The organism is Brenneria sp. L4-2C, from assembly GCF_040240335.1.
In the GTDB taxonomy this organism is placed as follows: domain Bacteria; phylum Pseudomonadota; class Gammaproteobacteria; order Enterobacterales; family Enterobacteriaceae; genus Brenneria.
In genome coordinates this window covers 1-12,786 of record NZ_JBEIAC010000011.1, presented here as the reverse complement: position 1 = coordinate 12,786, position 12,786 = coordinate 1, and the positions used below count along the sequence as shown (strand labels likewise).

Sequence of the window (12,786 nt, the reverse complement as noted above, 5' to 3'; positions counted from 1 at the left end):
GTCTAACAATCGCCGCGCCGCTTAATACGACGAAGCCCGATGAATCATGCTGTTGCGTTCGCCGTCCGCCTCGTCGATGGTTAAGACCGAGTTCAGCAGGCGGCGCGTATAATCATGCTGCGGCCGGGTCAACACATCGGCGACGGGTCCGACTTCCACCAGCCTGCCTTTGTGCATCACCGCCACGCGATCGGCCACATACGGCACCGTATGCAGGTTATGGGTCACAAACAGGTAGGTCAGCCCGAGACGCCGTCGCAGATCGGCCAGCAATTGCAGAATTTGCATCTGGATGGAAACATCCAGCGCCGAAGTCGGCTCGTCGCACACCACGATATCCGGTTCCAGAATCAGCGCGCGGGCGATGGCTACGCGCTGGCGCTGCCCGCCGGAAAGTTGGTTAGGATAACGATGCAGGAAAACGGCGGGATCCAGACCCACATTCGCCATCATCTCCTCCACTTTGCTCTGCCGCCCGGCGGCGCCTCTCTGATGCAGATCCAGCGGATAACGAATGATCTCCCCCACGGTGCGGCGCGGGTTGAGCGATGAATAGGTATCCTGAAAAATGGGTTGGATCCGTTGCGACAGCGCCAGACGCGCATAGCCGCCCACTTCACGGCCCAGCAGCTCGATTTTCCCCGCCGTCGGCCTCTGCTGACCGGTCAGGAGCTTCGCCAGCGTCGATTTGCCGCTGCCCGACGTGCCGACCAGCGCCAGACTTTCGCCCTTGCGCAGTTCGAGCGACACATGGCTGACCGCGTCGATAAAGCCCTTTGCCCGCCAGAGTCCGCCGCCGAGCGGGAAACGGCAGCTGACGTCGGAGAGTTTCACCGCCATCGGCGCCGAAGATGATGCCGGAGGCGGGGCGTCCGAAACCAGCTCGCCAAATGGGCGCGGCAGACAGGACACCAGCCTCTGGGTATAGCGGTGCTGCGGCCGGCGGAAAATCTCGCGGCCGTTTCCCCGTTCCACGATCTGCCCGTCTTTCATGACCATGACGCGTTCACATATCTGGGCGATCGCCGCCAGATCGTGTGAGATCATCAGCAGGCCCATCCCCATTTCGTCCTGCAAGGATTGGAGCAGATCCAGAATCTGCCGCTGCACGGTAACATCCAGCGCGGTGGTCAGCTCATCGGCAATCAGCAACTGCGGGCGGTTCACCAACGCCATGGCGATCATGATCCGCTGCCGCTGCCCGCCGGAAAACTGGTGCGGATAGTGGTGAAAACGCCGCGCCGGATCGGCGATGCCGACCCGATGCAGCAGATCAAGGGCGCGTTCGGTCGCCTCTTTACGCGCTATCCGCCGATGTACCCGCATGACGCCGATCAACTGATGGCCGATGCTGTACACCGGATTCAATGACGTCATCGGATCCTGAAACACGCAGGTCACCGCCTGTCCGCGCAGGCGTTGTGCCAGCGTTTTTTCACTGGCCGACGGAATATCTATTCCTCCGACCACCAGACGACGGGCGCCGATGCGCGCCTGCGGCGGCGTCAACCGCAGCAAAGACAGCGCCAGCATGGATTTTCCCGATCCCGATTCGCCCACCACGCCCAGCGTCGCGCCCGGCGCCAGCTCAAAGCTGACGTCGTTGACCACCGGATGATACCCCGCCGCCGTCGGCACATGCACATTGAGCCCCTCGACGCTCACTAACGCCGCATTGGCGTTCGGTGGCTGGAATGTCATCGCATCGTCTCCGGAGAAATCAAATCGCGCAGCGCGTCGCCCACCAGGTTGGTCGCGACCACGAGCGTAAACAGCAGCAGCCCCGGCAGCACGATCAGCCACGGCGAAGTGAAAATGGCGTTTTTGGCTTCGGCGATCATCAATCCCCATGACGGCATCGGCGACGGTATGCCGACGCCGAGAAACGACAGCGACGCTTCGGCCAGGATCGCCAGTCCGACCTCCAGGGTAAAAATGACGATAATGTGCTGAACGATATTGGGTAGAATGTCATACCGGATAACCTGAAAGGACGAGCTGCCCGCCGCCCGCGAGGCCTGAACGTACTCCAGTCGGGCGATCTGCATACTGACCGAGCGGCTGACCACCAGAAAATAATTCCAGTGCAGAAAGCCGATAACCGCGATAACCACGCCGACCGAAGGACCGATCAAAAACACCAGCGTCATGGCCAGCACCATATTCGGCAATGCCAGTTGGCATGACAGCAGATACCCTATCGCGGCATCGACGCTACGGCCGAAATAGGCCGCGCAGACGCCCAGGGTCACGCCGATGAGCGCCCCCAGCGTCGCGGCGCCGAACCCCACAACCAGAGAAATACGGCAGCCATACAGCAGTCGGCTGAAATAATCGCGGCCGAGATGGTCGGTACCCAGCGGCCAGACGAGTGAACCGCCTTCGCTCCAGAACGGCGGCTTCAGACGATTCATCAGGTTCTGGCTGAAGGGATCCTGAGACGAAAGATAAGGCGCCAGTAGCGCCAGCAGGATAAAAACCAGCAGAATCGTCGTACCGATAACAAAGTTGGGGTGGCGCAAGGCGGCGTGAAGAAAATGCTTTTTCCCCGCGGTACGGACGAGCGATACGGATAGGGTCATGCGATTTCCCCGGTCGTTTTAGCTTAATCGAACGCGCGGATCCAGCCAGGCGTTCAGCACATCGGCCAGCAGCGTCATCACGACGAAAATTAATGAAAACAGCACCACCAGCGATTGAATCGTCGGAATATCCACCATCTGAATCGAGCGCAGCGTCAGTCCGCCCAACCCGTTGACGGCAAACACCGCCTCTGTCACCACCGATCCGCCCAGTTTGTTGCCCAGTTGAATCGCCAGCACGCTCACCACCGGCAGAGCCGCGTTCCTCAGCGCGTGCTGCCACATCAGACGGCCGCCCCGCCAGCCATAGGCGCGGGCGGTGCGGATATAGTCGGATTGCAGAACATCCAGCAGACCGGCGCGAACCAGCCGGGTCACCGTCGGCACCGAGCTGGTGCCTAGCACCACGGCCGGCAGAATAAAATGCCGCCACGTACCGTCGCCGGAGACCGGCAGCAGCGGAAAGATGACCGCGAAAATCAGGATCAACAGCAGGCCGAGCCAGAAATTCGGTATCGCCTGGGCGGCGACGGCGATCATCAACGCGATGCGATCGAACAACCCATTCGGCCGGAGCGCGGCGACGACGCCCAGCGGCAGCGAGATCGCCAAGGTCACCAGAATCGCGCTGAACGCCATGATCAGCGTGGCCGGGATATGACGCGCAATCAGCGTGGCGACCGGCTCATGTACGTGATAGCTCATCCCCATGTCGCCATGGACCAGATCGCGCAGCCAGTGAAGGTATTGCACCGGCAGAGGCCGATCGAGCCCCAGGTTGGCACGCACCTCGGCGATCATCGCCGGGGTGGCCTCATTGCCGGCGATCGCGGTCGCCGGATCGGCGGCGCCATGCAACAGGACAAAGGTGATAACCGAAATCGTCAGCGTCACCATCAACGCGGTGACCAGACGGCGAAGCAAATAACTCGCCACAGTAAATTCCTTCCGTACGCGCATCCTGCGACACGCGTACTGATTGACGAACCGAGACCGATTAGCCCGGGTTATTCTTTCCAGCGCGCGCGATAGAAACGGGGCAGCCCGTCAGTACCCGCGCTAATATCCAGTTCCGGAGAGATCACCCAGTTTTCAGCCAGTTGAAACAAGGGGATCAGGTAGGCCTCCTCCGCGATAATCGACAACGCCTGCTGGTACGCGTCGCTGCGCGCCTGCGGATCGAAGGTTTCCTGCGCGGAACGCACCAGCGGCTCCAGCCGTTTGTCGCCGGTCAGATTGCGATTGGAGCCGACGAAGGTGTTGCCCAACAAAGTACCCGCATCCTGCCGTCCTTCCGTTCCCCACGTTTGATAAAAGGCGATCACCTGATTGTTTCTACGCATCTCCGCCTGTACCGCGCTGGGTACGAAACTCAAACGGGCATCGACCCCCGCCTGACGCCACTGCTCCACGATGGCTTCCAGCGCCGGGCGGTCGCGCGTGCTCTGCAAGGTAATGGAGAATCCCTGCGGATAGCCCGCTTCCGCCAAAAGCGCCCTGGTTTTCTTTGGGTCATAGGTATATTTCGCCACCTCCCGGGAACAGCCGAACATGGCGGGAGCGCAGAGCGAATCCAGCGCCAGCGTGCCGCTGCCGGTAAGACTCTGGACAATAGACGGCTTATCGATGGCATAAGAGAGCGCCTGGCGGACGAGTTTTTTCGTCACCGGCCCGTTCTCATTGCCGGCGACGCCCCCCTGCGCATCAAGAACCAGATAAGCCACGCGCGAAGACAGGTTTTGCACGACATTCACCCGCCCGGCGGCCTTCAGCGCGGCGGTCGCGTCGTCGGCGATATAGTACGTCCATTCAGCGTTGCCCGACGCCAGCTCCGCGGCGCGAGTCCCCTCTTCGGCTACGGCGCGGAAAACGACTTTGCCGATGGCCGGCGAACCTTTCGGCCCGTCCTGGCGATAGTCCGCAAACCGCGTCAGTTCAACGGTCTGCCCAGGTACGAAACGCGTTATCCGGTACGGCCCCAGCCCGTTCAGCGTCTGATTCTGCGCCGTGGTATTGAGAGCGCCGTCCGGCCCGTCGTAGGTGTGGGCCTTGCGGATCAGACCCCGAACGGCGAGGATGTTGAGCGCCAGCGGGTCCGTTTTATGGAATCGAATCTGCAACTGCAACGGCCCGGTGGCGCGCACGTCGGCCACAACCTCCCGGACCTGCGAACCGAACGCGGTTTTCGCATTTTTATCCAGCAGATAATTGAGCGAATAGACGACGTCTTCTGCGGTTAACACGCTGCCGTCGTGAAATTTGACGTTGTCATGCAGTACCACATCGAGCGTTTTATCGTCCCGATAGTGAAAGCTCTCCGCCAAATTGGGGCCTATCGTGCCATCGTCCTGAATGATGAATAAGGTGTCGTCGGTCAATTGGCCGATCAATGAATTTTCCGTGCGTGTGGAATAGAGGCCATCAACCGTATAGATATCTCGCGATAATAGAGCCGTCAGCGTATCGTCTTTTTTGCCTGCCAACGATGTCCCCGTTCCTGCCAGGCCGATCATTATCGCGGCGGCAAGGGTGATAATTTTTTTCATTAAAAATGGCTCCGGTAATCATGGCGGTCCGCGCGGGAATAAGTGGCTAACTGTCTTCGTTATCGATAATCAAGCCCATAACCTTTGTCGCTAAGCCGCCGCAGTTTGCCGGCTTTCTTGTGATGAGCGACGCACTCGACATGGGCTGGAAATAAAGGAGATGGCGAATATTTATTGAGTCCAGGAAGACGATTTACCCATCGCCAGTGAAAATACAATGGAAGACTTTTGTATACAAATAAAACGATTGGATATGGATATCCAGATAAAACATATAGATGTGGCCGATTGCCGATGCCATTATCCCCTTTCCGCCATCGCTTAAGCCGCGCTTATCTAACGGAGCGGGATCGTTAACATCACCGCGCCTCACGCACCACATCAGGGCGCGCCAGCGCTGCTTTCCTTATTTTGGTGCAAGCGATTTCGTTAACTGCCCTCCTGCGGAACAATCGCTTGTCATTTTCTTTTCTCTTATCAGCGAAATATAAAATTGGCACCCTAATTGCTTAGCAGTTGCGCGGCAACGAGCCGACGAGCAAGTATGGTGCATCTGATTTAGCACTTTTAATACAACAAGATATAACAATTTAATTACAAGGATGAATATGAAAAGCATGATTATTTCCTCCCTGGTTGCCGGCGCCTCCCTGTTTGCCGCGGTTGGTCAGGCCCAGGCGGGCGCGACGCTGGACGCGATCCAGAAAAAAGGATTCGTGCAGTGCGGCATCAGCGATGGGTTGCCTGGCTTCTCTTATGCTGACGCCAGCGGTAAATTCACCGGCATTGATGTTGATGTATGCCGAGGCGTGGCGGCTGCCGTATTCGGCGACGCGAACAAAGTAAAATACACGCCGCTGACGGCGAAAGAACGCCTCACCGCCCTGCAATCCGGTGAAGTCGATCTCCTGTCGCGCAACACGACCTGGACCTCCTCGCGTGATAGCGCCATGGGCCTGCTGTTTACCGGCGTCACCTATTACGATGGCATCGGCTTCCTGACCCACAACAAAGCCGGATTAACCAGCGCCAAAGAGCTGGATGGCGCAACGGTCTGCATTCAGTCCGGTACGGACACCGAACTGAACGTGGCCGACTACTTTAAAACCAATAAAATGCAGTTCACCCCGGTTACGTTCGACCGCTCTGACGAAAGCGCCAAAGCGCTGGAATCAGGCCGCTGCGATACGCTGGCCTCCGACCAGTCTCAGCTTTATGCGCTGCGCATCAAGCTGAGCAACCCAAGCGAGTTTATCGTGCTGCCGGAAGTGATCTCTAAAGAACCGCTGGGGCCGATCGTGCGCCGCGGCGATGAAGAGTGGTTCTCCATTGTTCGCTGGACGCTGTTCGCCATGTTGAACGCGGAAGAAATGGGCGTGACGTCGCAAAACGTCGATCAGTTAGCCGCCAACCCCACCACCCCGGATATGTCCCACCTGCTCGGTCATGAAGGCAACTACGGCAAAGACCTGAAATTATCTAACGACTGGGCGCATAAAATCATCAAACAAGTCGGTAACTACGGCGAAATCTTCGAACGCAATGTCGGGATGGGCAGCGAATTAAAAATCAAACGCGGCCTCAACGAATTATGGAATAAAGGCGGGATTCAGTACGCGCCGTCCGTACGTTAATCGCCAGTTGAAATACGGGCGCGGCAGGATTGCCGCGCCCTCTGTATCCCCGCTATTGAGGCTTCAATATGCAACAACGCCCAACCGTGAAAAGTGATTTATCACTGACTAATCCGGCGGTGCGCGCCTGGCTGTACCAAATAATCGTTGTCATCGCCGTATTGGCTACCGCCGCTTACCTGTTACACAACACCGTGACCAACCTTGCGCAGCGAGGGATCACATACGGATTCGCCTTCCTGAACAATAGCTCAGGCTTTGGCATCATTCAGCATCTGATCGACTACCAACAAGGCGACAGCTATGGCCGTGTTTTCCTTGTCGGGTTATGCAATACATTATTGGTTTCGGCCTTATGTATTGTCTTTGCCTCGATACTTGGTCTGGTCGTCGGTCTGGCGCGCCTGTCCGACAATTGGCTGTTGCGCAAAATCTCAACCTTCTATATTGAGATTTTCCGCAATATTCCGCCGCTGTTGCAGATCTTTTTCTGGTATTTTGCGGTACTGCGCAACCTGCCGGGTCCGCGGCAAGCCATCACGGCTTTCGATATTTCGTTCCTGAGCAACCGCGGCCTTTATATTCCTTCACCCGAGGCCGGCCCCGGCGCTATCGCATTCTGTTTTTCTCTTGTTATCACGCTGGTTGCGGCGCTGATTATTGCGCGTCGCAATAAACGCTACCACGTACTCACCGGCCGGTTCAGAAAAACCTGGCCGACGGCATTAGGCGTTCTGGCGCTATTGCTTGTGTTAAGCCATCTGATCTTTGGTCCGGCCATGCATTGGAACGTACCGCAGCTGCGAGGCTTTAACTTCCGCGGCGGTATGGTCTTAATCCCCGAGTTGGCCGCGCTGACGGTGGCGCTGTCGGTGTATACCTCGTCGTTCATCGCCGAAATTATTCGCTCCGGGATCCAATCCGTTTCTTACGGTCAACATGAGGCGGCGTACTCTCTTGGCCTGCCGAATCCGATCACATTGCGAAAAGTGATTCTTCCCCAGGCGTTGCGCGTCATTATCCCGCCGCTGACCAGCCAGTATCTCAACGTTGTTAAAAACTCATCGCTGGCCGCCGCTATCGGCTATCCGGATATGGTGTCGCTATTTGCAGGTTCGGTGTTGAACCAGACCGGTCAGGCGATAGAAACCATCGCCATGACCATGTCGGTGTATCTCATTATCAGCCTGCTGATTTCTCTGCTGATGAATCTTTACAACCGCAAGATTGCGTTGATTGAGCGCTAAGAGGATTTCATGACGATGATTCCGCATACACAGAACCGTCAAGCCTCGCTTTTCAGAGCGATCGACTGGGCGCGACGTAATCTCTTCTCCAGCATCACCAACAGCCTGCTGACGCTGCTGAGCCTATGGCTGCTTTGGATCGCCATTCCCCCGTTATTGAACTGGGCGTTTTTTCAGGCCAACTGGATTGGAACAACCCGTAACGACTGTACCAGAGAGGGGGCATGCTGGGTGTTTATCCATGCCAGATTCAGCCATTTCATGTACGGACTCTATCCCGCCAAGGAGGTCTGGCGCATTAATTTCGCGCTGATCATCGGGCTGCTCAGCATCCTGCCGATGTTTTGGCGCGCGCTGCCACGCCGGGGACGCTATATCGCCGGCTGGTCGGTGGTCTATCCGCTGGTCGTCTGGTGGCTGCTTTACGGCGGGTTTGGCGGACTCACGCTGGTAGAAACCAGTCAATGGGGCGGACTGACGCTGACGCTGATTATCGCCTCCGTGGGTATCGCGGGCGCGCTGCCGCTGGGTATTTTACTGGCGCTGGGACGTCGTTCGTCGCTGCCGGTCATTCGCATACTCTCAGTGATTTTTATTGAGTTCTGGCGCGGCGTGCCGCTGATTACCGTGCTTTTTATGTCATCCGTTATGCTGCCCTTATTTTTAACGGAAGGCACAAGCATCGATAAACTGTTGCGCGCGCTGGTCGGCGTTATTCTTTTCCAGTCCGCCTATGTGGCCGAAGTCGTTCGCGGCGGCTTGCAGGCGCTGCCGAAAGGCCAGTACGAAGCGGCGGAATCGCTGGGATTGGGTTACTGGCGGATGCAGGGACTGGTTATCCTGCCGCAGGCGCTGAAAATGGTGATCCCCGGCCTGGTCAACACCATCATCGCCCTATTCAAAGACACCAGCCTGGTGATCATTATCGGGTTGTTCGATCTCTTCAGCAGTATCCAGCAGGCAACCGTCGATCCGGCGTGGCTCGGTATGTCTACCGAAGGCTATGTTTTTGCCGCCATGATCTATTGGATCTTTTGTTTCAGCATGTCGCGCTACAGCCAGCATCTGGAAAATCGTTTTAACACCGGACATAAGTCGCATTGAGGCCAGCCATGAATCAGAATTCTTTAACGCAATCTGCCGATCACATGATCACATTAGAGGATGTGAATAAGTGGTATGGACAATTTCACGTACTGAAAAACATTAATTTGCAGGTGAAGCAAGGTGAACGGATCGTGCTGTGCGGCCCTTCCGGCTCCGGTAAATCCACTACGATACGCTGTATCAATCATCTGGAAGAACATCAACAAGGGCGGATCGTGGTTGACGGCATCGAGCTGAATAACGATTTACGCAATATTGAAAAAATCAGAACTGAAGTCGGCATGGTGTTTCAGCACTTCAATCTGTTTCCTCATTTGACGGTTTTGCAGAATTGCACCCTGGCGCCTTGCTGGGTACGCCATACGCCGAAAAAAGAAGCGGAAGAGCTGGCGATGCACTATCTCGAACGCGTACGTATTGACGCTCATGCGCACAAATTTCCCGGTCAACTTTCCGGGGGACAGCAACAGCGAGTGGCCATCGCGCGTTCGCTGTGTATGAAACCCAAAATCATGCTGTTTGATGAACCGACCTCGGCGCTCGATCCTGAAATGGTGAAAGAAGTGCTGGATACCATGCTGGGGCTGGCGGAAGACGGGATGACGATGTTGTGCGTCACTCATGAAATGGGGTTTGCGAAAACCGTCGCCGACCGCGTCATCTTTATGGATCAGGGAGAAATCGTCGAACAGGCGGCGCCGGATATTTTCTTCACCAGCCCGCGTTCCGAACGAACCCAGATGTTCCTGTCCCAAATCCTGCATTAATCGAAGAGAAAGCCTGCCGTTTCCGGCGGGCTTTCTTTCATTTCCCGCCGATCTCGCCCTTATCTGCCCGACGCATCGGGACCGTTCGATGATAAAATCCAATTCAGCGCCATAACGTTGAAGCTGACGGCTTGCAGTTGCCAGTAAACCTGCAAATTAAAATATTGGGTGATACATGTTGCTACTGATTGATAACTATGACTCTTTTACCTATAACCTGTATCAGTATTTTTGTGAGCTGGGCGCTGAAGTACTGGTCAAACGTAATGATGAGCTAAATCTGGATGATATTGAGCGTCTGTCGCCGTCGCGGCTCGTGATCTCGCCCGGCCCCTGTACGCCGGATGAAGCGGGTATCTCACTGGCCGCTATCCGTCATTTTGCCGGCAAATTGCCTATCCTCGGGGTTTGTCTTGGACATCAGGCCATGGGACAAGCGTTCGGCGCCCGCGTCATTCGAGCCCGGCAGGTCATGCATGGCAAAACGTCAGCCATACGACATAATAATGCCGGGGTTTTCTCCGGGCTGGCGCAGCCACTGACGGTGACGCGCTACCACTCGCTGGTGCTGGAGTCCGCATCTCTTCCCGACTGCTTTGAAGTGACCGCCTGGAGCGAGCGTGACGGCAAACATGACGAAATAATGGGAATTCGGCACCGTTCGCTTCCATTGGAAGGCGTTCAGTTTCATCCTGAAAGTATTCTCAGTCAGCAAGGACACCAACTTTTAGATAATTTTCTTAAAATAGAATCAGATAGGAAATAAATTTTCTTTCAGGGTGATTAAATATTGCCTGAGATTGATTTTTTATGCATATTTATTGACTATATTTTCATTCAATGGTTGTTGATATCGGAGCGTGCAGGCAAATGACAACAGATAAAAAAGCAGTAACGCGGGAAACTCACGACAAAGTTATTTTGCCGGTTTATGCACCAGCGCAGTTTGTGCCGGTAAAAGGTAAAGGGAGCAGGGTGTGGGATCAGCAGGGACGAGAATACATTGATTTCTCGGGTGGGATAGCCGTTACCGCGCTGGGACACTGTCATCCGGCCCTGGTTGCCGCATTAAAAGAGCAGGGAGAAAAACTGTGGCATACCAGCAATGTTTTCACCAATGAACCGGCTCTGCGTCTGGCCAGTAAGCTGATTAACGCAACCTTTGCCGATCGGGTGTTTTTTGTTAACTCCGGCGCCGAAGCAAACGAAGCGGCTTTCAAACTGGCGCGTCACTACGCGATTAAACGTCACAGCCCGTATAAAACCAAAATCATTGCGTTTTATAACGCGTTTCATGGGCGTACGCTGTTTACCGTATCCGTCGGCGGTCAGGCGAAATATGCCGATGGCTTTGGCCCGAAACCAGCCGATATCGTACACGTTCCTTTTAACGATCTGGCGGCCGTCAAAGCCGTGATGGACGACCACACCTGCGCCGTCATACTGGAGCCGATTCAGGGCGAAGGCGGTATCACGCCGGCAACGCCGGAATTCCTGCAAGGCGTGCGTGAACTCTGCGATCGGTATAAAGCGCTGCTGGTATTTGACGAAGTACAATGCGGCATGGGTCGTACGGGTAAGCTGTTTACTTATATGCACTACGGGGTTGAGCCGGATATTCTTACCACAGCCAAAGCGCTGGGCGGCGGTTTCCCTATCAGCGCCATGCTGACCACGGAAGAGATTGCCTCGGTCATGAGCGTTGGCGTACATGGCACCACCTATGGCGGCAATCCCCTTGCCTGTGCCGTCGCGGAGGCCGCGTTAGACACCATCAATACACCTGAAGTGCTGTCGGGCGTAGCCGAGCGTCACAACCAGTTTGTCAGCGCATTGGAAAAAATTAATCAGCAGTACGGCATTTTCGAGCAGGTTCGCGGTATGGGATTATTGCTTGGCGCCGAACTGAAGCCGCAATGGCATGGGCGGGCGCGCGATTTCTTAACCGCGGCGGCCGAACAGGGTGTGATGATCTTGAACGCCGGGCCAAACGTGATCCGCTTTGTACCGTCCCTGGTTATCGATCCCAAAGATATCGAGCAGGGTATGGCGCTGTTTGCCAAGGCGGTCAAACAGGTCGTCAAATCAGCCGATTGATATGCCCCTCCCTGATCGGAAGTGAGGTTTCCTTCGCGTTCCGATCGCTGCAAAGTCCCGACCTGACAATCAGGGCTTTGCTTCTCTACCGTTTTAACAACCAACGTCTTATTTGTCGTTGAGTCCCATAAAGCAAAAAGCCCCATGCTTGCGCATGAGGCTTTTTACTTTATTTGATGCCTGGCAGTTTACGGCCCACATACCTGTGGGCCGCCCTTCGGGCCGCTGCTGCGCACCGTTCAAATCCGCTCCCGGCGGATTTGTCCTACTAAAGAGCGCCTCGCCGACAAATTACAGGCAAAACAAAAGGCCCAGTCTTTCGACTGAGCCTTCCGTTCTGTTTGATGCCTGGCAGTTCCCTACTCTCACATGGGGAGACCCCACACTACCATCGGCGCTACGGCGTTTCACTGCTGAGTTCGGCATGGGGTCAGGTGGGACCACCGCGCTATCGCCGCCAGGCAAATTCTGTTTCATCCTAACCGTTGCTTATCACACAACCATCAGAACCAATCCATGAACAAGCTAAAACTCTTCGTCTCTCTCACCAAAACACCTTCGGTGTTGTAAGGTTAAGCCTCTCGGGTCATTAGTACTGGTTAGCTCAATGCATCGCTGCACTTACACACCCAGCCTATCTACGTCGTCGTCTTCAACGGCCCTTCAGGGGCATCAAGTGCCCAGGGAAGACTCATCTCGAGGCAAGTTTCGCGCTTAGATGCTTTCAGCGCTTATCTCTTCCGCACGTAGCTACCGGGCAATGCAATTGGCATCACAACCCGTACACCAGTGGTGCGTTCACTCCG

10 protein-coding genes and 2 rRNA genes are annotated in these 12,786 nt (G+C 55.8%); 6 read left to right on the top strand and 6 right to left on the bottom strand.

The annotated features are described in order from the left end of the window. Positions 1–21: 21 nt before the first annotated feature. From ABRZ26_RS15860 to ABRZ26_RS15845, 4 genes are all read right to left on the bottom strand, one after another. Positions 22–1,701, bottom strand: coding sequence for a dipeptide ABC transporter ATP-binding protein (locus ABRZ26_RS15860; protein ID WP_319605123.1), 1,680 nt, complete (start codon positions 1,699–1,701; stop codon positions 22–24). Beyond that, positions 1,698–2,582 carry an ABC transporter permease gene (locus tag ABRZ26_RS15855; protein WP_319605122.1) on the bottom strand — a complete coding sequence of 295 codons (885 nt, stop codon included), beginning with the start codon at positions 2,580–2,582 and terminating at the stop codon, positions 1,698–1,700. Before ABRZ26_RS15855 ends, ABRZ26_RS15860 begins: the two co-directional genes overlap by 4 nt. Positions 2,583–2,600: 18 nt before the next feature. Next, on the bottom strand, positions 2,601–3,518 hold the full coding sequence (locus ABRZ26_RS15850; RefSeq protein WP_319605121.1) for an ABC transporter permease: 918 nt from the start codon (positions 3,516–3,518) through the stop codon (positions 2,601–2,603). 71 nt (positions 3,519–3,589) lie between these two features. Further along, entirely contained in the window at positions 3,590–5,128 is a 1,539-nt protein-coding gene (locus ABRZ26_RS15845; RefSeq protein ID WP_319605120.1) for an ABC transporter substrate-binding protein, read from the bottom strand. Between the two features lie 608 nt (positions 5,129–5,736). Between ABRZ26_RS15845 and ABRZ26_RS15840 the strand changes: the two genes are divergently transcribed. The 6 genes from ABRZ26_RS15840 to argD all read left to right on the top strand — a co-directional run bounded on the left by ABRZ26_RS15840 (position 5,737) and on the right by argD (position 11,980). Continuing rightward, positions 5,737–6,762: an amino acid ABC transporter substrate-binding protein gene (locus ABRZ26_RS15840; protein WP_319605119.1), complete on the top strand. Its 1,026-nt coding sequence runs from the start codon at positions 5,737–5,739 to the stop codon at positions 6,760–6,762. A 68-nt stretch (positions 6,763–6,830) separates the two neighbouring features. Then, positions 6,831–8,009: an amino acid ABC transporter permease gene (locus ABRZ26_RS15835; RefSeq protein WP_319605118.1), complete on the top strand. Its 1,179-nt coding sequence runs from the start codon at positions 6,831–6,833 to the stop codon at positions 8,007–8,009. Between the two features lie 9 nt (positions 8,010–8,018). Next, positions 8,019–9,113, top strand: coding sequence for an amino acid ABC transporter permease (locus ABRZ26_RS15830; RefSeq protein ID WP_319605117.1), 1,095 nt, complete (start codon positions 8,019–8,021; stop codon positions 9,111–9,113). 8 nt (positions 9,114–9,121) lie between these two features. Further along, positions 9,122–9,883, top strand: coding sequence for an amino acid ABC transporter ATP-binding protein (locus ABRZ26_RS15825; protein WP_319605116.1), 762 nt, complete (start codon positions 9,122–9,124; stop codon positions 9,881–9,883). 175 nt (positions 9,884–10,058) lie between these two features. Next, positions 10,059–10,649 carry an aminodeoxychorismate synthase component II gene (locus tag ABRZ26_RS15820; RefSeq protein ID WP_319605114.1) on the top strand — a complete coding sequence of 197 codons (591 nt, stop codon included), beginning with the start codon at positions 10,059–10,061 and terminating at the stop codon, positions 10,647–10,649. Between the two features lie 104 nt (positions 10,650–10,753). Next, positions 10,754–11,980 (top strand): bifunctional acetylornithine/succinyldiaminopimelate transaminase, encoded by a 1,227-nt coding sequence (gene argD, locus ABRZ26_RS15815; protein ID WP_319605113.1) that lies wholly within the window; start codon positions 10,754–10,756, stop codon positions 11,978–11,980. 346 nt (positions 11,981–12,326) lie between these two features. On the opposite strand, the gene rrf is transcribed toward argD, so the two are convergent. After that, positions 12,327–12,442, bottom strand: a 5S ribosomal RNA gene (gene rrf / locus ABRZ26_RS15810). Positions 12,443–12,548: 106 nt separating this feature from the next. Then, positions 12,549–12,786 (bottom strand): 23S ribosomal RNA (locus ABRZ26_RS15805); the annotation flags it as partial.